17 protein-coding genes and 3 tRNA genes are annotated in these 20,455 nt (G+C 44.5%); 19 read left to right on the top strand and 1 reads right to left on the bottom strand.

Annotated features, from left to right (window positions below; all coding sequences use genetic code 11):
• The first annotated feature begins 23 nt into the window (after positions 1–23).
• The 11 genes from mazG to rpoS all read left to right on the top strand — a co-directional run bounded on the left by mazG (position 24) and on the right by rpoS (position 10,412).
• Complete coding sequence (gene mazG, locus BCU75_RS14500) at positions 24–839, top strand: nucleoside triphosphate pyrophosphohydrolase (RefSeq protein WP_102474285.1); 816 nt, start codon at positions 24–26, stop codon at positions 837–839.
• A gap of 132 nt (positions 840–971) precedes the next feature.
• Positions 972–2,612, top strand: a complete 1,641-nt coding sequence (locus tag BCU75_RS14495) for a CTP synthase (protein ID WP_017095250.1) — start codon at positions 972–974, stop codon at positions 2,610–2,612.
• Positions 2,613–2,693: 81 nt separating this feature from the next.
• Positions 2,694–3,992, top strand: a complete 1,299-nt coding sequence (gene eno, locus BCU75_RS14490; protein WP_004735393.1) for a phosphopyruvate hydratase — start codon at positions 2,694–2,696, stop codon at positions 3,990–3,992.
• Positions 3,993–4,403: 411 nt separating this feature from the next.
• Positions 4,404–4,685, top strand: a complete 282-nt coding sequence (gene ftsB / locus BCU75_RS14485; RefSeq protein WP_004735394.1) for a cell division protein FtsB — start codon at positions 4,404–4,406, stop codon at positions 4,683–4,685.
• Positions 4,685–5,386 carry a 2-C-methyl-D-erythritol 4-phosphate cytidylyltransferase gene (ispD, locus tag BCU75_RS14480; protein ID WP_102474284.1) on the top strand — a complete coding sequence of 234 codons (702 nt, stop codon included), beginning with the start codon at positions 4,685–4,687 and terminating at the stop codon, positions 5,384–5,386. Before ftsB ends, ispD begins: the two co-directional genes overlap by 1 nt.
• 2 nt (positions 5,387–5,388) lie before the next feature.
• Positions 5,389–5,868 (top strand): 2-C-methyl-D-erythritol 2,4-cyclodiphosphate synthase, encoded by a 480-nt coding sequence (gene ispF / locus BCU75_RS14475; protein WP_004735397.1) that lies wholly within the window; start codon positions 5,389–5,391, stop codon positions 5,866–5,868.
• 22 nt (positions 5,869–5,890) lie between these two features.
• The gene (gene truD / locus BCU75_RS14470; RefSeq protein ID WP_029405000.1) at positions 5,891–6,937 is read left to right on the top strand and encodes a tRNA pseudouridine(13) synthase TruD; all 1,047 of its coding nucleotides are present in this window, start codon (positions 5,891–5,893) and stop codon (positions 6,935–6,937) included.
• 76 nt (positions 6,938–7,013) lie between these two features.
• Positions 7,014–7,757 (top strand): 5'/3'-nucleotidase SurE, encoded by a 744-nt coding sequence (surE, locus tag BCU75_RS14465; protein WP_102474283.1) that lies wholly within the window; start codon positions 7,014–7,016, stop codon positions 7,755–7,757.
• Positions 7,758–8,384, top strand: coding sequence for a protein-L-isoaspartate(D-aspartate) O-methyltransferase (locus BCU75_RS14460; protein WP_017059029.1), 627 nt, complete (start codon positions 7,758–7,760; stop codon positions 8,382–8,384).
• A gap of 34 nt (positions 8,385–8,418) precedes the next feature.
• Positions 8,419–9,333, top strand: coding sequence for a murein hydrolase activator NlpD (gene nlpD, locus BCU75_RS14455; protein WP_102474282.1), 915 nt, complete (start codon positions 8,419–8,421; stop codon positions 9,331–9,333).
• A gap of 98 nt (positions 9,334–9,431) precedes the next feature.
• A complete protein-coding gene (gene rpoS / locus BCU75_RS14450; RefSeq protein WP_102474281.1) occupies positions 9,432–10,412 on the top strand; it encodes an RNA polymerase sigma factor RpoS in 981 nt (326 codons plus the stop codon).
• 146 nt (positions 10,413–10,558) lie between these two features.
• Here rpoS and mutS read toward each other — a convergent pair whose 3' ends face one another.
• Positions 10,559–13,120 (bottom strand): DNA mismatch repair protein MutS, encoded by a 2,562-nt coding sequence (gene mutS / locus BCU75_RS14445; RefSeq protein WP_102474280.1) that lies wholly within the window; start codon positions 13,118–13,120, stop codon positions 10,559–10,561.
• A 124-nt stretch (positions 13,121–13,244) separates the two neighbouring features.
• Here mutS and pncC point away from each other — a divergent pair, with 124 nt between their 5' ends.
• From pncC to BCU75_RS14405, 8 genes are all read left to right on the top strand, one after another.
• Entirely contained in the window at positions 13,245–13,739 is a 495-nt protein-coding gene (pncC, locus tag BCU75_RS14440; protein ID WP_076678786.1) for a nicotinamide-nucleotide amidase, read from the top strand.
• Between the two features lie 139 nt (positions 13,740–13,878).
• On the top strand, positions 13,879–14,919 hold the full coding sequence (gene recA / locus BCU75_RS14435) for a recombinase RecA (protein WP_004735435.1): 1,041 nt from the start codon (positions 13,879–13,881) through the stop codon (positions 14,917–14,919).
• 324 nt (positions 14,920–15,243) lie between these two features.
• Positions 15,244–17,826 (top strand): alanine--tRNA ligase, encoded by a 2,583-nt coding sequence (alaS, locus tag BCU75_RS14430; RefSeq protein ID WP_102474279.1) that lies wholly within the window; start codon positions 15,244–15,246, stop codon positions 17,824–17,826.
• A 220-nt stretch (positions 17,827–18,046) separates the two neighbouring features.
• Positions 18,047–19,228: an aspartate kinase gene (locus BCU75_RS14425; RefSeq protein WP_102474278.1), complete on the top strand. Its 1,182-nt coding sequence runs from the start codon at positions 18,047–18,049 to the stop codon at positions 19,226–19,228.
• 92 nt (positions 19,229–19,320) lie between these two features.
• Positions 19,321–19,518, top strand: a complete 198-nt coding sequence (csrA, locus tag BCU75_RS14420; protein ID WP_004415691.1) for a carbon storage regulator CsrA — start codon at positions 19,321–19,323, stop codon at positions 19,516–19,518.
• Between the two features lie 481 nt (positions 19,519–19,999).
• Positions 20,000–20,092: transfer RNA gene (locus BCU75_RS14415), tRNA-Ser, on the top strand.
• A gap of 46 nt (positions 20,093–20,138) precedes the next feature.
• Positions 20,139–20,215 (top strand) — tRNA-Arg (locus BCU75_RS14410).
• Between the two features lie 44 nt (positions 20,216–20,259).
• Positions 20,260–20,352, top strand: a tRNA-Ser gene (locus tag BCU75_RS14405).
• The last annotated feature ends 103 nt before the right edge of the window (positions 20,353–20,455 follow it).

Genomic DNA, 20,455 nt, shown 5'->3' with positions numbered 1-20,455 from the left:
AGACAGTGAATAGGAAGAAAACGATGAATCACCCGATTGAACAACTTGAACAGATTATGGCTAAGCTGCGCGATCCTGAAGGTGGCTGTCCTTGGGATTTGAAACAAAATTTTGAAACAATTGTGCCGCATACTATCGAAGAGACCTACGAGGTGGTGGACGCGATTCACAACAAAGATTGGCCGAACCTACAAGAAGAGTTGGGCGACCTGTTGTTTCAGGTGATTTTCTACAGTCAGTTAGCAAAAGAGCAGGGCTTGTTTGAGTTCTCTGATGTGGTCGACGGTATCAATGAAAAGCTGACACGCCGTCATCCACACGTATTTTCTGATAAAGAGTTTGCGAGCGATGAAGAAATTAATGCTAACTGGGAAGCTGAAAAAGCCAAAGAAAAAGTACAAGCAGGAAAAACTCAAGAAAGTATTCTAGACTCAATACCAAACTCTCTACCTGCACTTTCGCGTGCTACAAAAATTCAAAAGCAAGTCGCGAAATTTGGCTTTGATTGGGACTCTATTGGCCCCGTCGCTGATAAGGTTTTAGAGGAAGTTGATGAGGTGCTAGAAGAAGCACTTCAAGTAACGCCAAACGAAGATTTAGTTGAAGAAGAACTGGGTGATTTGTTGTTTGCTACCGTCAATTTAGTGCGACATTTGGGTAAAAATCCAGAAACGGCTCTCAGTAAAGCTAATCTGAAATTTTCACGTCGCTTTAAAGGTGTGGAAAAAAAAGTTCGTCAGCAAGATAAAATTTTGACCGACTTTTCTCTACAACAGCTTGATTCTATGTGGGATGAAGTCAAAGTGGCGGAGAAAAGATCATCAAAGCTTTTATCATGAATTGATTTGAAGCAAAAAATAAAAAATTGCAGTGTGATAGATTTCACGTTGTGGCGATAAGGGGCTTCTGGTATATTTTCATCCCGTCCAGAAGTAATCCATTTCCCTCATTCAACCAATTTCAGGTTAAACATGACGACAAATTACATTTTTGTTACTGGCGGGGTTGTATCCTCTCTAGGTAAAGGTATTGCAGCAGCATCTCTTGCGGCTATTTTAGAAGCTCGTGGTCTTAAAGTGACTATGATGAAGCTTGACCCTTACATCAACGTTGATCCAGGCACTATGAGCCCGACTCAGCACGGTGAAGTGTTCGTTACGGAAGATGGCGCTGAAACAGACCTTGACCTTGGTCACTATGAGCGATTCATTCGCACCAAGATGACTAAGCGTAACAACTTCACAGCAGGTCGTGTTTATGCTGACGTTCTACGTAATGAACGTCGTGGTGACTACCTAGGTGCAACAATCCAGGTTATCCCTCACATCACTAACTCTATCAAAGAACGCGTAATCTCTGGTGCTAAAGGCCACGATATCGCGCTTGTTGAAGTTGGTGGTACTGTAGGTGATATTGAATCTTTGCCATTCATGGAAGCGATTCGTCAGTTAGCAGTAGAATTAGGCCGTGAACGCGCAATGTTCATGCACCTTACTCTAGTTCCTTATTTAGGTGCAGCGGGTGAGCTTAAAACTAAGCCAACGCAACACTCTGTAAAAGAGCTACTGTCTATCGGTATCCAACCTGACATTCTAGTTTGTCGTTCAGATCGTGTTATCCCAGCAAACGAACGTAAGAAAATTGCTCTTTTCTGTAATGTACAAGAAAAAGCAGTTATCTCTATGAAAGACGTAGATTCAATCTACAAGATTCCACAGTTAATCCGTGCACAGGGTACTGATGATCTTGTATGTAAGCGTTTCGGTATCGATGCTCCAGAAGCTGATCTGTCTGAATGGGAACAAGTAATTTACGAAGAAGCTAACCCAACGGGTGAAGTAACGATTGGTATGGTTGGTAAGTACATTGAACTGCCAGATGCATACAAATCAGTAAATGAAGCACTGAAGCACGCAGGCTTGAAAAACCGCCTAAGTGTCACAATTAAATATGTAGATTCACAAGATGTTGAATCTAAAGGCACAGAAATTCTACAAGGCCTAGATGCAATCCTAGTTCCTGGTGGCTTTGGCGATCGTGGTGTTGAAGGTAAGATTCTTGCTGCACAATACGCTCGTGAAAACAAAGTACCTTACTTAGGTATCTGTCTAGGTATGCAAGTTGCTCTTATTGAGTACGCTCGTAACGTTGCGAAGATGGAAGGGGCACACTCTTCTGAATTCTGCAAAGAAACTAAATACCCAGTTGTTGGCCTAATCACTGAGTGGATTGACGGCGAAGGTAAAGTTGAAGAGCGTACTGAAAAATCTGACCTAGGCGGCACAATGCGTCTTGGTTCACAGCTTTGTCACCTAGCGAAAGGGACGAAAGCTTACGAATTATACGGTAGCGCGACGATCCATGAACGTCACCGTCACCGTTACGAAGTGAATAACAATCTTCGTCCACAAATTGAAAAAGCGGGCCTAAAAGTATCGGGTCTGTCTGCGGACAAGAAACTGGTTGAAGTTATTGAGAACCCGAACCACCCATGGTTTGTTGCTGCTCAGTTCCACCCAGAGTTCACTTCAACACCTCGCGATGGTCACCCATTGTTTGCAGGTTTCGTTAAAGCGGCTGGCGAATTCCAGCGCGGCGAATTAGAAAAGTAAAAAGGAATCCAGGTAGCTGCGTAAGTTGTGCTGCTACCTTTAAATTTGACATTTATATATTCAACGAGAAGGAAACATTCAATGTCTAAGATCGTTAAAGTTCTAGGTCGTGAAATCATCGATTCACGTGGTAACCCAACTGTAGAAGCTGAAGTACACCTAGAAGGCGGTTTCGTAGGTATGGCTGCTGCTCCATCTGGCGCATCTACTGGTTCTCGCGAAGCTCTTGAGCTACGTGACGGCGACAAATCCCGTTTCCTAGGTAAAGGTGTTCTTAAAGCAATTGAAGCTGTAAACGGCCCAATCGCTGACGCTCTAGTTGGTAAAGACGCTAAAGCACAAGCTGACGTTGACCAAGTTATGCTTGATCTAGACGGTACTGAGAACAAGTCTAAGTTTGGCGCTAACGCTATCCTTGCTGTTTCTCTAGCTAACGCAAAAGCTGCTGCTGCTGCGAAAGGCATGCCTCTATACGAGCACATTGCTGAGCTAAACGGTACTGCTGGTCAGTTCTCTATGCCTCTACCAATGATGAACATCATCAACGGTGGCGAGCACGCTGATAACAACGTTGACATCCAAGAGTTCATGATCCAACCAGTTGGCGCTAAAACTCTTAAAGAAGGTCTGCGTATCGGCGCTGAAGTATTCCACAACCTAGCTAAAGTTCTTAAGTCTAAAGGCTACAGCACTGCAGTTGGTGATGAAGGTGGTTTCGCTCCTAACCTTAAATCTAACGCTGAAGCTCTAGAAGTTATCGCAGAAGCTGTTGCAGCTGCTGGTTACGAACTAGGTAAAGACGTTACTCTTGCTATGGACTGTGCAGCATCTGAGTTCTTCGACAAAGAAGCTGGTATCTACAACATGAAGGGCGAAGGTAAAACTTTCACTTCTGAAGAGTTCAACCACTACCTAGCTGAACTAGCGAACAACTTCCCAATCGTTTCTATCGAAGACGGTCTTGACGAGTCAGATTGGGATGGCTTCAAGCACCAAACTGAACTTCTAGGCGACAAGCTTCAAATCGTTGGTGACGATCTGTTCGTTACAAACACTAAGATTCTTGCTGAAGGTATCGAGAAAGGCGTAGCTAACTCTATCCTTATCAAGTTCAACCAAATCGGTTCTCTAACAGAGACTCTAGCTGCTATCAAGATGGCTAAAGACGCTGGCTACACTGCAGTAATCTCTCACCGTTCTGGCGAAACTGAAGATGCAACTATCGCTGATCTAGCGGTAGGTACAGCTGCAGGTCAAATCAAAACTGGTTCTATGAGCCGTTCTGACCGTGTTGCTAAGTACAACCAACTTATCCGTATCGAAGAAGCTCTAGGTTCTAAAGCACCTTTCAACGGTCTTAAAGAAGTTAAAGGTCAATAATTCACTCTGAATTATTAGCTTAAAGCTTTTGAAAACGCTCTACTTCGGTAGGGCGTTTTTTTTGCCTAAAATACGTCATTCCCTAGACTGACGAAGGAAGGCATAGGGAATCTCTTGTTTACGTTAAGCGTGATAGATTCCCAACTCAGTCGTTCCTCCTTCTTGGGAATGACGTGGTTAGATGTCGTTGGGCAATGTGTGTTGTTTTCTCTTTTGCAGGTATGGGTTTACCTAATACGTGACTCCCTAGGGTGACGGAGGCGGGAGGCGGGACTCTCATTACAGGTTTTGAACAACAATAATTCCCCGACTTATTGATTCCCTGACACCACATATCTCGCACCAATAAGCTCATTATGGTATATATGTGCCTTATTCTAGTTCCTTCTTTTTCAACCGGCGAAAGGTGTTATGCGAATTTTTGCTTTAGTACTGCTCATAGTGTTTGGCTGGCTACAACACACACTGTGGCTCGGTAAAAATGGTATTTCTGATTACTACGGTGTGAACAACGAAATCCAAGTTCAACAGCAAGTAAATGAAAAGCTTCATCTTCGTAATGCTGAGATGTTTGCGGAAATCGACGATTTACGCCAAGGCTTAGACGCGATAGAAGAGCGCGCACGTCATGAGCTTGGAATGGTGAAAGAAGGCGAAACGTTTTATCGTATTATTGGTGAGGAATCTCATTAATGTCGAACCAACTTCAAAGCGTTATTGCAGTGGTCCCCGCTGCGGGCGTCGGCAGCCGAATGAAGGCAGACCGTCCCAAGCAATATCTTCAAATTCATGGTAAAACGATTTTAGAGCACACCGTTGAGAAACTGTTGTCTCACCCTCAGGTGTCTAAAATCGTGGTAGCGGTCAGTGATGATGATCCTTATTACCCTGAATTACCGCTTAACCTTAATCCACAGGTGATCAGAGTGTCCGGCGGAACGGAAAGAGCCGACTCGGTGCTTTCTGCTCTGGACTATACTGCCCAACAGCAACTCAGTGACTGGGTGATGGTGCATGATGCCGCTAGGCCTTGTATCCAATTGAGCGATATCGACAAACTGATCTCTGGTGCTATGACCCATGATGTTGGCGCGATTTTAGCGGCGCCTGTTCGCGATACAATGAAACGCGGTGCTCAAGGACAAATTGAACACACGGTCGATCGCGTCGATCTCTGGCATGCGCTTACCCCTCAGATGTTTCGATCTAAGCCTTTACGGAAAGTCTTGAGTGAAGCCTTGCAACAAGGTGTTTCAATTACCGATGAAGCGTCTGCGTTTGAGTGGAAAGGTTTATCGCCAGCACTGATTGCTGGGCGTTCAGATAATTTTAAGATTACTCAGCCTGAAGATTTGGCTTTGGCTGAGTTCTATTTAAGTCAGAATAAGGAATAATGATGATTCGTATTGGCCATGGCTTTGATGTACACAAATTTGGTGGTGAAGGCCCGGTAATTATTGGTGGCGTGAGCGTCCCTTATGAACAGGGTCTTATCGCACACTCAGACGGTGATGTTGCCCTGCACGCATTATGCGATGCTTTACTGGGTTCAATTGCAGCGGGTGATATTGGTCGTCATTTCCCTGATACGGATGATGAATGGAAAGGCGCAGATAGCCGCGAATTACTTAAAGATGTTTATCGTCGAGTAAAAGAGCAAGGTTATGTGATTGGTAATGCGGATATTACTATCATGGCGCAAGCTCCAAAGATGGCTCCTCATATAGACTCTATGTGCCAAGCCATTGCTCAAGATTTAGAAACAAGCATTAGCAATGTGAATGTAAAAGCCACGACTACTGAGCGTTTAGGTTTTACAGGTCGCAAAGAGGGCATCGCATGTGAAGCGGTGGTCCTAATTACTAAAAGTGCGTAAGCACCAACACGAAAAGAACAGCATGTCAGATATTTTATCTTCATTGGCTTACCTAAACGGTAAACCAACTGCGAAAGCAAAACTAAAAGCAAAAGCCGAACACTTTGTCGTTAATGAAGACTTGGGTTTTGAGTTTACTGGTGAAGGCGAGCACCTAATGGTGCGTATTCGTAAAACTGGTGAGAACACGAGCTTCGTAGCAAACGAGTTGGCTAAAGCGTGTGGTGTTAAGTCGAAAGACGTGAGCTGGGCTGGTTTGAAAGACCGTCATGCTGTGACAGAGCAGTGGTTAAGCGTGCACCTACCAAAAGGTGAACCTGACTTTTCTGCTTTTCTAGCGCAATACCCAAGCATTGAGATCTTGGCGACAGCACGTCACAACAAAAAGTTACGTCCAGGTGATTTAGTTGGCAACCAATTCGAGCTGACTTTGTCTGAAGTAACGGACTGTGATGATGTGGTAAAGCGTTTAGAAAAAGTTGCTCAAGTCGGTGTACCAAATTACTTCGGTGCTCAGCGCTTTGGTAACGAAGGTAACAACTTATCTGAAGCTCGTCGTTGGGGGCGTGAAAACGTTCGTACGCGTAATCAGAATAAGCGCAGCTTGTATCTTTCTGCGGCTCGTTCTTGGATTTACAACTTAATTCTTTCTGACCGTATTGAGCAAGATGCGTTTGCGTCGGCATTGGTTGGCGATATTGTCGTGAAAGACGGCGCTCAATTAGCGGTAACAGCGGATAACATCGAAGCGGTAAACCAAGACATCGCGAACGGTTCTGCGTTTATTACCGTTGCTTTGGCTGGAGATAATGCGTTACCGACGACGGATGCCTCTCAAGCTCTAGAGCAGAAACACCTTGATGCTGAACCGGATCTAATGGCTCTTATTTGTGGCAACCGTATGCGCCATGATCGCCGTGAAGCTTCGTTGAAGCCGATGGGTCTAGCTTGGGAAGTGAACGAAGATAATGTCACTCTTAAGTTCTCTCTCGATGCAGGTTGTTTCGCAACCGCTATTGTTCGTGAATTGGTTGAAGAAGTTCACGTAGAGAGAAGCTACGAGCAATAACGATTCTGCTTGGAGCGAAGTCACTTGATATCGGAAATTAAGTGACTTGGCATTGGAACAAAAGAAAGGATACAAGATGAAGATTTTACTCAGCAACGATGATGGTGTGCACGCTCAAGGTATTCATGAGTTGGCCAATGAATTACGTGATCTTGCTGAAATTATCATTGTTGCACCTGACCGTAATCGCTCGGGTGCTTCAAATTCATTAACTTTAGAACAGCCTTTACGTGTTCAAGAAATTACCGAAAATACATATTCGGTACAAGGGACACCGACCGACTGTGTACATTTTGCGTTAAATGAATTGCTAAAGAATGATATGCCTGATCTGGTATTAACGGGTATTAATCACGGTGCTAATCTGGGTGATGATGTGCTTTATTCAGGCACAGTGGCAGCAGCCATGGAAGGGCATTTTTTAGGTGTTCAATCGGTGGCGTTTTCTCTGGTGGGTAAAAAACATTTTAAGACAGCGGCGGCCATTGCTCGTCGTATCGTCGAACAACATTTAGTAAACCCAATCCCAACCAATCGCCTGTTAAACGTCAATATTCCTGATTTAGTTTTAGAGCAGTTGTCTGGCACTCAGGTGACTCGCCTAGGTGCTCGTCATCATGCTGAAGATATGATTAAGCAAAAAGATCCACGTGGTCATGATATTTATTGGCTTGGTCCTCCAGGTAAAGAACAAGATGCCGGTGAAGGCACCGACTTTTACGCTATCGAGCATGGCTTTGTATCAGTAACACCGTTACAAGTTGACCTGACAGCGCATGAGTCGCTAGGTGCGATGACAACATGGTTAGGGGAGAAGTAAGTGAGTAATCCTCAAGCAGAGCGCTTAATTACTTTTCTGATTGAAAATGGTATTCAGGATCAAAAGGTTCTTGATGCTATTTATCAACTGCCGAGAGAGAGCTTTTTATCACAGGCGATGTATCATCAAGCTTATGATAACAATGCGTTGCCTATCGGACAGGGCCAGACAATTTCCCAGCCATACATTGTTGCTAAAATGACAGAGCTACTTGAGTTACAACAAGATAGCCGTGTTTTGGAGATTGGAACTGGATCTGGTTATCAAACCGCTGTATTGGCTCAACTTGTTGATCATGTTTATTCGGTAGAAAGAATAAAGTCGCTACAATGGGATGCGAAACGTAGGTTGAAGCAACTCGATTTCTACAACATCTCAACCAAGCACGGTGATGGCTGGCAAGGGTGGTCTTCAAAAGCCCCTTTTGATGCGATTATTGTCACAGCAGCTGCAGAGTCGATTCCTCAAGCGCTTCTGCAACAGCTGAAAGATGGCGGCCGTTTATTAATTCCAGTCGGTGATGACGAACAGCAACTATTGAAGATTGTTCGCCACGGTGACGAGTTTTTATCGAGTGTTATCGAGATGGTGAGATTTGTACCTCTCGTACCTGGTGAGCTAGCTTAATAAAAGACTAATGGTGTAGGTGGATAGAGAGTCGATGCGTTCGAAGTTGTTAAAAGGAAGTACTTTACTGCTTAGCTGTGCACTTGTTGGGTGTGCGGCGAATTCGCCTGCGCCCGTTTCAAATCTAAACAAGAATTACTCATCAATTGATCGCGGTAGTTATCGCGGCAGTTATTATGAAGTGAAAAAAGGCGATACCCTCTATTTCATTGCTTATGTCACCAATAAAGACGTTAAAGACCTTGTGAGTTATAACAAGCTGTCTGCTCCTTACACTATCCACCCAGGGCAGAAGCTTAAGTTGTGGCGTCCGAGTTACAACGCGCCAGCGTATGGTAAATCAACAGTCGCGGTTGCAGCCGTTGCTGCGCCTGTTGCGGCATCCACAACCTCATCGACAGCAAGTAAACCGAAAACCTCGCCACAGAAGAGTAAAAACTCTAAATCTGCGCCAACTCAAACTACGACTAAAGTGGTTAAAAAAGATCCACCAAAGAAGGTTGAACAATCCAAATCAAAGGAGTATGTTGGGTCTAAAGGTAAACAGAATGTTACACCGTCCACCAAACCAACAAGCGATAAAGTATCCAAATGGTTATGGCCAACTAAAGGGAGAGTAATCAAGAATTTCTCTGTAGGCGAACAAGGAAATAAAGGCATAGACATAGCAGGACAGCGAGGTCAGCCAATAGTATCTACTGCAGGGGGAACGGTTGTTTATTCGGGTAATGCACTACGAGGCTACGGCAATCTAGTGATTGTGAAGCACAATGATAATTACTTAAGTGCATACGCGCATAACGACCGACTATTAGTATCTGAAGGGCAAAGTGTGAAACCAGGGCAGAAGATTGCAACAATGGGAAGCTCTGGAGCCAGCAGTGTTAGGCTGCACTTTGAGATTCGTTACCAAGGTAAATCGGTTAATCCAAAGCGATATTTACCTTAAATACAATATGCAAAAATTACGTATTGTATGGAGTGACATAGTCATTTAGCGACATATCAAGTTGTGATGTCATGCTAATTTCGCCAGGGGGAGGCGTTATGAGTATAAGCAATGCAGTAACCAAAGAAGAGTTCGATCTTAACCAAGCAACCACGGAACCGGAAGCTCTTGGAAAAGCAAAACGAACAATCAAAAAGAAAATCGAAGCGAAAGAAGAAGTTGAAGTTACGTCTAAAAGTTTAGATGCTACTCAGCTTTATCTAGGCGAAATCGGTTTCTCACCACTGTTAACCGCTGAAGAAGAAGTGCTTTATGCACGTCGAGCTCTACGCGGTGATGAAGCAGCACGTAAACGCATGATCGAAAGTAATCTGCGTTTAGTGGTAAAAATTTCACGTCGTTATAGCAACCGTGGTCTTGCACTTCTTGATCTTATTGAAGAAGGCAACCTAGGTTTGATTCGCGCCGTAGAGAAGTTTGATCCAGAACGTGGCTTCCGCTTCTCAACCTACGCGACATGGTGGATTCGTCAAACCATTGAACGTGCTTTAATGAATCAGACTCGCACTATCCGTTTGCCAATCCATGTTGTGAAAGAGCTGAACATCTACCTACGTACTGCAAGAGAGCTATCACAAAAACTTGACCATGAACCAACGGCAGAAGAAATTGCTTCTAAGCTAGATAAACCTGTTGGTGATGTGAGTAAGATGCTTCGTCTAAACGAAAGAGTGAGCTCTGTTGATACACCAATTGGTGGTGATGGCGAAAAAGCACTGTTGGATATTATTCCAGACATCAACAACTCAGATCCTGAGGTTTCAACTCAAGATAGCGATATCAAGAACTCGTTGATTTTCTGGCTTGATGAGCTAAATCCCAAGCAAAAAGAGGTGCTTGCACGTCGCTTTGGACTACTGGGTTACGAACCGTCAACACTAGAAGAAGTAGGCCGTGAAATTAGCCTGACTCGTGAACGTGTTCGCCAAATCCAAGTTGAAGGCCTTCGTCGTTTACGTGAAATCCTAATCAAGCAAGGCTTGAACATGGAAAATCTGTTCAACGTAGAAAATGACTAAATGAACTGATGATGTTTCTTTGAATAGAAGACAAATAAAAACGCTGACTTTTTAAGTCAGCGTTTTTTTGTTTGTGGTTTTTGTATTTCATACTGCTGACTTAAGCGACAGTACAAAACGACAATAACAACCTGCTTGGAAAGAGACTAAAGCAACTTCTTCAAACGGTAGAGCTCTTCTAATGCTTGGCGAGGTGTCAGATCATCTGGATCAACATTCGCCAGTGCTTGTTCTACTTCACTTGGTTCAGGTATCAGGCTCAGTTGGTTCGCGATATCAACGCCACTTGGCTTTGATGTCGGAGAGTCGATACTCAATGCTTCTAGTTGAGTCAGCTTCGCACGTGCGTTCTTGATCACTGCTTTAGGCACGCCAGCCAATCCAGCAACCGCTAGGCCGTAAGATTTACTTGCTGCACCTTCTTGAACTGCGTGCATAAAGGCAATGCTGTCACCATGCTCAACCGCATCTAGGTGTACGTTCGCTAAGGTTGGAATTTGGTTAGGTAGCTCAGTTAGCTCAAAGTAATGTGTTGCAAACAGCGTCATTGCGTTGATTTGATTGGCTAACCATTCTGCACTTGCCCAAGCTAATGACAAGCCATCGTAAGTACTGGTACCACGACCGATTTCATCCATTAACACAAGGCTATTTGGTGTTGCGTTGTGCAGAATATTCGCGGTTTCTGTCATCTCAACCATGAAGGTTGAACGACCCGAAGCTAGATCATCCGATGCGCCAATACGCGTAAAGATACGGTCGATAGAACCAATCGTCGCGCTTTCTGCTGGAACATAACAACCAATATGAGCCATCAGCGCAATGAGTGCGGTCTGACGCATGTAGGTCGACTTACCACCCATGTTTGGACCTGTGATGATCAGCATCTTACGTTGATCGTTGAGGTCGATAGGGTTAGCAATAAAGGGTTCGTCCATCACTTGTTCAACAACGGGGTGACGACCCGCCTGAATTTGTACACCAGCAGACTCTGTCATTGTTGGACGACAGTAATCAAGGGTGTCTGCACGTTCAGCTAAGTTTTGTAGAACATCCAGTTGAGACACTGAAGAAGCAATGTTTTGTAGTCGCTCTAGATAAGGCAGTAACAAATCAAACAACTCATCCCACAACTTTTTCTCGATAGCTAGGGCTTTCGATTTAGAGCTGAGCACTTTGTCTTCGTGCTCTTTCAGCTCAGGAATAATATAGCGTTCTGCATTTTTCAACGTTTGGCGGCGAACATAGTGTGGTGGTACAAGATGGCTTTGTCCGCGGCTTACCTGAATGAAGAAACCGTGTACGTTGTTGTAGCCAACTTTAAGCGTGTCGATACCGTGACGTTCACGTTCTTCTTGTTCAAGCTTATCCAGAAACTCGGTTGCACCCGCGGCAAGGTCGCGCCATTCATCTAGCTCGGCGTTGTAGCCTTCAGCTATCACACCACCATCGCGGATAACTACGGGTGGATTCTCTTTGATCGCACGCTCAAGCAGTTCAGATACTTCATCCACAGGCGCAGCATACTGAGCAAGCTGAGTTAGGTATGGGTGTTTAAGTTGCGTTAGCGTTTCAGCAAGCTCTGGTAGGTATTCCATCGCTTGGCGAAGTCGTGCCATATCACGAGGGCGAGCAGAACGAAGTGCAAGACGAGCAAGAATGCGCTCTATATCACCGATCTGTTTCAGCGTTGGTTGTAACTCAGTAAACAGAGCCAGATCTTTCATCTCACCAATCGCATCTAGGCGTTGATCAAGAGCTGAAATATTACGCATGGGTTGATGTAACCAACGCTTAAGCATACGGCTACCCATAGCAGTCGCAGTATGATCGAGTACTTCAGCTAAGGTGTTGTCTGTGCCGCCACTAAGATTTTGGGTGATCTCCAAATTACGACGAGTAGCCGCATCAAGGATCACCGAATGATCTTGCTTATCCATTGTGAGTGAACGGATGTGTGGAAGAGCGGTACGTTGCGTGTCTTTTACATATTGAATCAAACAGCCCGCAGCGCATAAACCTAGTTTTGCGCTTTCAACACCAAAACCAACTAGGTCACGAGTACCAAATTGTTGATTGAGTTGTTGCTTCGCTGTATCTAATTCAAATTCCCATACCGGGCGACGGCGATTGCCATTACGGCTTGCCATCAAATTTACGGGTTCGAAATCTTCAGGGAATAGCAGCTCACGTGGTGATGTTCTTTGTAGCTCTGCCGCCATCGCTTCTTCGGTTTCCGGCTCACATAGCTGGAATCGGCCAGAAGTAATATCAAGCGTCGCGTAGCCGAATTTACCATTGTGGTGGTAAATGGATGCAATCAGGTTATCAACACGCTCAGAAAGCAATGCTTCATCCGTTACAGTTCCCGGTGTCACAATTCTCACGACAGCGCGATCAACCGGGCCCTTTGAAGTTGCTGGATTACCAATCTGCTCACAAATCGCTACGGACTCGCCTAACTGCACTAACTTCGCCAGGTAACCTTCAACGGCGTGGTATGGAACGCCAGCCATAGGAATAGGCTCACCGTTTGAAGAGCCGCGCTTAGTTAGTGAAATATCGAGGAGTTGAGAGGCTTTTTTAGCATCATCGTAGAAAAGCTCGTAGAAATCTCCCATGCGGTAGAACAGCAAAATTTCTGGATTTTCTGCTTTTAGTTTTAGGTACTGCTGCATCATCGGAGTATGTTTTTGATCGGCTTTCACAGTTAACTTCTTTCGTTTATTTCTATTGCGGCTTAGGATACGTGAAAGCGTTTCGTGCGAAAAGCGACACATGCGAAAAGATGCAAATCCAAATGATATACATCTAGATTAAGGGAAGCCAAAGATGCAGACGACACAAGCTCTTAGTGAAAAACTCGGACACTTATTAGCTAAACATAAACATGTATTAGTGACGGCTGAATCTTGCACTGGTGGCGGTGTTGCTAGCGCGGTAACCGATATCGCAGGGAGCTCCGCATGGTTTGACCGTGCTTTTGTGACCTACAGTAATGAAGCGAAACAAGAGATGATCGGTGTTCAACTTGAAACCTTAGTTGAGTTTGGTGCTGTGAGTGAGCAGGTGGTTATAGAAATGGCTCACGGGGCACTACAACATTCAAACGGCACTATTTCTGTGTCTATCAGCGGTATTGCTGGCCCAGGCGGCGGCACGGAAGGTAAGCCCGTAGGGACTGTGTGTTTTGCTTGGAAGGCAGTAAATGGATGGAACAAAGTAGGAACGCATGTATTTACAGGTGATAGATCACAAGTACGCCAACAAGCTACGCACCATGCCCTGCAAGTTATTTATGATTACCTATCAATGGAAGACAAGTAACATTTGTACAAATTATTTTCATACAGGTGTAGACACTGTATGAATCAACAGTATAATAAAAACCAATTAGTCACCCCTTCGTGGGTTAGAAATAGATTCTAAGTCGCTTGTTAAGACAACCGATTATGTGGAGATAGAAATGGACGAGAATAAACAAAAAGCGTTAGCCGCAGCCCTTGGTCAGATTGAAAAGCAATTTGGTAAAGGTTCGATCATGCGTCTTGGTGATAACCGTACAATGGACGTAGAAACTATTTCTACAGGTTCTCTATCTCTAGATATCGCACTAGGTGCTGGTGGCCTACCGATGGGACGTATCGTTGAAGTTTACGGTCCAGAATCATCAGGTAAAACAACGCTGACGCTTGAGCTTATTGCAGCAGCGCAGAGAGTGGGCAAAACGTGTGCATTCGTAGATGCGGAACACGCACTTGATCCTATCTACGCTCAAAAGCTTGGTGTTGATATCGACGCTTTGCTTGTATCTCAACCTGATACCGGTGAACAAGCTCTAGAAATCTGTGATGCACTGGCTCGTTCAGGTGCTATCGATGTTCTTGTTATTGACTCGGTTGCTGCACTAACACCTAAAGCTGAGATCGAAGGCGAAATGGGCGATAGCCACATGGGCCTTCAAGCGCGTATGCTTTCTCAAGCAATGCGTAAGCTGACAGGTAACCTTAAACAGTCTAACTGTATGGCTATCTTCATTAACCAAATTCGTATGAAAATTGGTGTGATGTTCGGTAACCCAGAAACAACAACAGGTGGTAATGCACTTAAGTTCTACGCCTCTGTTCGTCTTGATATTCGCCGCACTGGTGCAATCAAAGACGGTGATGAAGTTGTTGGTAACGAGACTCGTATCAAGGTTGTTAAGAACAAGATTGCTGCACCATTCAAACAAGCTGAAACTCAAATCCTTTACGGAAAAGGCTTCAACCGCGAAGGTGAGCTTATCGATTTAGGTGTTAAGAATAAGTTAGTAGAGAAAGCGGGCGCTTGGTACAGCTACAAAGGCGACAAGATCGGCCAAGGTAAATCAAACTCTTGTAAGCACCTACGTGAAAACCCAGAGATCGCTCTGGAACTTGACACTAAGCTTCGTGAACTGCTACTGACTCCTGCTGTTCTTGAAGAGAAAGGCGCAGAGAAAGAAGAAGAAAACGAAGAGCTATAAGCTAACGTTTAATAGATCGGATGTTTGAAAGGAACATCCGCTTTGAAAGAATAGAAAGCCTCGTATATTTTATGCGGGGCTTTTTTTGTCAAAGTATCTGTCCCCATCCTTACAGCGCCTTGCTCGATCTATTTGGTTGTTTTAGGTGGCTTGCCAATTTTTTTGTTTGTTCCCTATCTGAGCTAGTGGAATATTCTTCATTTTATCGATTTCCAACTAAAATCCTGCCCAAGGGTGTCTTTTCTACAAGAAAACTAGTCGAAGCCTTAACCATGATCTACAATACGGCAAAATTCTAACTCGACTATTTTCAGGAAGAGCTGCATGTACATGAGCACTGATGAGGTTCGCAACGCGTTCCTTAAGTTCTTTGAGAGCAAAGAACACCAAATCGTAGACAGTTCATCGTTAGTTCCACATAACGATCCAACCCTGCTATTTACTAATGCAGGTATGAACCAATTCAAAGATTGCTTCTTAGGCGCCGAAAAACGTGCCTACACTCGAGCAACTACGGCTCAGCGTTGTGTACGTGCGGGTGGTAAACACAACGACCTTGAAAACGTAGGTTTCACGGCTCGTCACCATACATTCTTCGAAATGCTAGGTAACTTCAGCTTTGGTGATTACTTCAAAGAAGAAGCGATTGGGTTTGCTTGGGAATTCCTGACTGAAACACTAGGTCTGCCAAAAGATCGTCTGTTAGTAACGGTTTACGAGACAGATGACGAAGCGTTCGATATTTGGAACAAGAAAGTAGGTATTCCTGCTGACAAGATTGTTCGCATCGGCGACAAAGAAGGCGGCAAGAAGTTTGAATCTGATAACTTCTGGACGATGGGTGACACTGGTCCTTGTGGTCCATGTACTGAAATCTTCTATGATCACGGTGAGCACATTTGGGGCGGCCGCCCTGGTACACCTGAAGAAGATGGTGACCGTTTCATCGAGATCTGGAACAACGTATTCATGCAGTTCAACCGTCACGCTGACGGCACAATGGAACCGCTACCTAAACCAGCTGTAGATACTGGTATGGGTATTGAGCGTATCTCTGCAATCATGCAGGGCGTTCACTCTAACTACGAAATTGATGTATTCCAAAAGCTAATCAAAGCGACAGCAGAAGTGGTAGGTCACGACGACCTATCTAACCAATCGCTGCGCGTTATTGCTGACCACATCCGTTCTTGTTCATTCCTAATCGCTGATGGTGTAATGCCTTCAAACGAAGGTCGTGGCTACGTTCTACGTCGTATTATTCGTCGTGCAGTTCGTCACGGTAACAAGATTGGTGCACAAGGCGTGTTCTTCCACAAACTTGTGGGTGTACTGGCTGAAGTGATGGGTTCTGCGGCTGAAGAGCTTAAAAAACAGCAAGAGCTTGTTGAAAAAGTTCTTCGCATCGAAGAAGAGAACTTTGGTCGCACGCTCGAGCGCGGCATGGTTATCCTTAACGACGCATTAGACGCACTTGAAGGCAAAGAGCTTGATGGTGAAACAGTATTCAAGCTTTACGATACATACGGCTTCCCTGCTGACCTTACGAATGATGTAGCTCGTGAACGCGACTTTACTATCGATGAAGAAGGCTTTGAGAAGGCGATGGAAGCACAGCGTAAGCGTGCACGTGAAGCGGGTCAGTTCGGTACTGATTACAACGCAACGATCAAAGTAGACACGAACACTGAGTTCTGTGGTTACACAGGTACTGAAGGTGTTGGTGAAATTTCTGCGTTATTCGTTGACGGCGAAGAAGTATCTTCACTATCGGCTGGCGACAAAGCAATTATCATCCTTGAAGAGACACCATTCTACGCTGAGTCAGGCGGTCAATGTGGTGATGCTGGTACGCTAAGCACAGCGTCGGGTCTGTTCAAAGTACAAGACACTCAGAAGCTAGGTAGTGCATTTGCACACCACGGCGAGCTGGTTGAAGGCGTATTTGCTCAAGGCGATAAAGTAGAAGCGCGTGTTGATGCTGAGCGTCGTGCTGCTATCTCACTAAACCACTCTGCAACTCACTTACTTCACTCTGCATTGCGCGAAGTGCTAGGTGAGCACGTTGCTCAGAAAGGTTCTTTAGTTAAGCCAGACAACCTACGTTTTGACTTCTCTAACCTTGAAGCGGTAACACCTGCACAGATTAAAGAAGTAGAGCGTCTAGTTAACGCACAAGTTCGTAAGAATCATGTGATTGAAACGAACATCATGGACATCGAGTCAGCGAAAGAAAAAGGTGCAATGGCACTGTTTGGCGAGAAGTACGATGATGAAGTTCGCGTTCTGTCGATGGGCGATTTCTCTACTGAGCTTTGTGGTGGTATCCATGCGAGCAACACAGGTGATATCGGTCTATTCAAGATCACTTCTGAAGGTGGCATTGCTGCTGGTATTCGTCGTATTGAAGCGGTTACCGGTGAAGCGGCTCTAGATGCAGTTGATGCACAGAATAACGCTTACGAAGAGAAATTGGCTGAATCGGCTAAGAAAGCGAAATCGCTAGAGAAAGAAATCCAACTACTGAAAGAAAAGATGGCTGCAGCTGAAGGCGCAAACATCATGGGTAAAGTGGAAGACATTTCTGGTACCAAAGTTCTGGTTGCTGCAATTGAAGGCGCAGACAACAAGAACCTACGTACTATGGTTGATAATGCTAAAAACCAAGTGGGTAGCGGTATCATCCTGATTGCGAACGTAGCAGACGGTAAAGTTGGCTTAATTGCTGGCGTAACCAAAGACCTGATCGGCAAAGTAAAAGCAGGTGACCTCGTTAAGATGGTTGCTGAGCAAGTTGGCGGTAAAGGGGGCGGTCGTCCAGACATGGCTCAAGCGGGTGGTACAGACGTTGAAGCACTACCTGAAGCGCTTAAGTCAGTACGTGTTTGGCTAGAAGAGCGTCTTTAAGCTTAAATAATTAATACAAAGATGCCCAATCCGTTGATTGGGCATCTTTTATTTTGCCTACTGGAAGAGCGTTTAAACAAGGTTTGATTGAGATTAACCAAGAAGTCTAATGGTAACGTTAGACTCCTTGGTTAATTTTTTATTGCTTCGCCATGACGCGAAGTATGTATTTTTTTGTCATATATAGACATTGGTCTTGGGAAGGTGAGGAAGGGTGAAAATGCCTCTTATCGTGCAGAAATTTGGTGGAACGTCGGTGGGTTCAATAGAACGAATTCACCATGTAGCAGAAAAAATCATTGAAGCGAAAAATGAAGGGAATCAGATCTTGGTTGTCGTTTCTGCTATGTCAGGTGAAACAAATCGGTTAGTTAACTTAGCTTCACAAGTTGATAGTGTTCCAAACGCTAGAGAACTGGATGTGCTATTAACGGCTGGAGAACAAGTTTCTATGGCTTTGTTGGCGATGACGTTGCACAAGTTGGGTTATGAAGCGACATCGATGACTGGCTATCAGGCCAAGATACACACCGATTCTAATCATAATAATGCGACGATTGAGCGTATTGATACCACTCCTATTAAAGCGCTGTTAGATGATAACCAGATTGTCATTGTTGCAGGTTTTCAAGGCGTTAATGCGAAAGGTGATATCACAACCTTAGGGCGAGGTGGTTCAGACACCACGGCCGTTGCATTAGCGAGCGCGCTGCAAGCGAAAGAGTGCCAGATCTATACCGACGTTGATGGTGTATATTCTTGCGACCCTAGAGTGGTTAAACAATCTAAGAAATTAGATACCTTAGATTTTCCCTCTATGGAAGAAATGGCTCGCAGAGGCGCTAAGGTTTTGCATCTTCCATGTGTACAGCATGCGTGGCGACACAATGTACCATTGAGAGTACTTTCGAGCTTTGAAGAAGGCGAGGGAACTCTCATCGCGGGTAATGACTGTTTGAATGATATTGCTGGAATAGCCATTCAAAGAGATATGGTTCGTATCGAGTGTTTGAATCAAGATTTACCGTCTCTCATGTCGCATTGCCAGTTGTTAGGGATCGAAGTCTGTAGTGTGATCGAGGATACAGAACGGGCAGCGCTCATTATCAAACCGGACATAAGTGCTAAATTAAAACTAGTTTTTGCTGAAAAAATCCGTAATAGTGAATATGTTAGTTTGTTAACTGTGGTAGGAAGCCGAACACAAGAAATTGTGGTCAGTTCACATGGATTGTTGTCTGAAGGCGAAATTGATGTACAACATCACTTATTGCAGCAGCAGTCTTTAACTTTGGTGATATCACCAACGCAAGTCGATATGGCTGCTAACATATTACACAATGCATACATCGTAGCGCGTGAAACACAGGGTTATCTTAAAAAAGAAGTGCATTTTGGTTAAATAAACTCAATCGATAGTTTACGAAAATATAACTTTTGTTGGATAATGCTCGCGTAGCTAGATAAATTTAGAGATTACTCAAGGAGCAAAGAATGCTAATTTTGACTCGCCGTGTTGGCGAAACACTGATGATTGGTGATGAAGTAACAGTTACTGTACTTGGCGTTAAAGGTAACCAAGTACGTATTGGTGTTAATGCACCTAAAGAAGTATCTGTTCACCGTGAAGAGATCTACATGCGCATTCAAGCTGAAAAAGGTAATGGTAACGTTGCATCAGGCAACTACTAATACTTCTGCGTAGAAGAGGGGCTAGCATTGTTGCTAGCCTTTTTTGATCTTGGGGGAAAGCACATATAATCACAACTTAGTGATTGGCTAGTTCAATAACTGGCTGAGTTCTAGATACTGGTCTGAATGCTTGGTAGAGAAAAGCCGTGCATCTGAGTTAAATCTTATTGAGGTATCGTGAGATTTGTTTGCCATAGTTCAAGTTTTGCTGACTTACCCTATGGCGGAATTAAGCATCACGTAGTATTGTGCCATCAGCAGTCGCACTTACTGCGAGATAAATTAGATAATTGTTTTCCACTGTTAATCATTGCCAATCTTTCACCTTAATTTTTAAGGGAAAAAGCGCCAATTGAATGTTATAAGTTCAATTTGCAAGCGCTTTGATTAAATTGCAAACGGTTGGATGTTTTTGTCCGATTTTTTTCAATAAAGTGTTTGACATATTTTCGGTAAAACGTAATATGTGCCTCCGCAAGACGGTGAGGTGGCCGAGAGGCCGAAGGCGCTCCCCTGCTAAGGGAGTATGTGGTTTGTAGCCGCATCGAGGGTTCGAATCCCTCCCTCACCGCCATTTCTTGCACGTTTGAATTTGCACGCAAACACAGAAGTAACAATGTGCGCCCTTAGCTCAGCTGGATAGAGTACCTGGCTACGAACCAGGCGGTCGGAGGTTCGAATCCTCCAGGGCGCACCATTCTCTTTACTCTTACTTGTAAGTGTTTCGAGAATAATGAATTAGGTGAGGTGGCCGAGTGGCCGAAGGCGCTCCCCTGCTAAGGGAGTATGTGGTTTGTAGCCGCATCGAGGGTTCGAATCCCTCCCTCACCGCCATTCATTACAGGCCTATGGCCTTTTTTTTGTTTCGTAGAAACATAATGTGATATATTTCACAACTTCTTCACTTGAAGATACCGTGCGCCCTTAGCTCAGCTGG

Origin of the sequence: Vibrio splendidus (genome assembly GCF_002873455.1) — a bacterium.
Lineage (GTDB): Bacteria > Pseudomonadota > Gammaproteobacteria > Enterobacterales > Vibrionaceae > Vibrio > Vibrio splendidus_J.
This window is presented reverse-complemented; position numbering and strand designations above follow the sequence as displayed.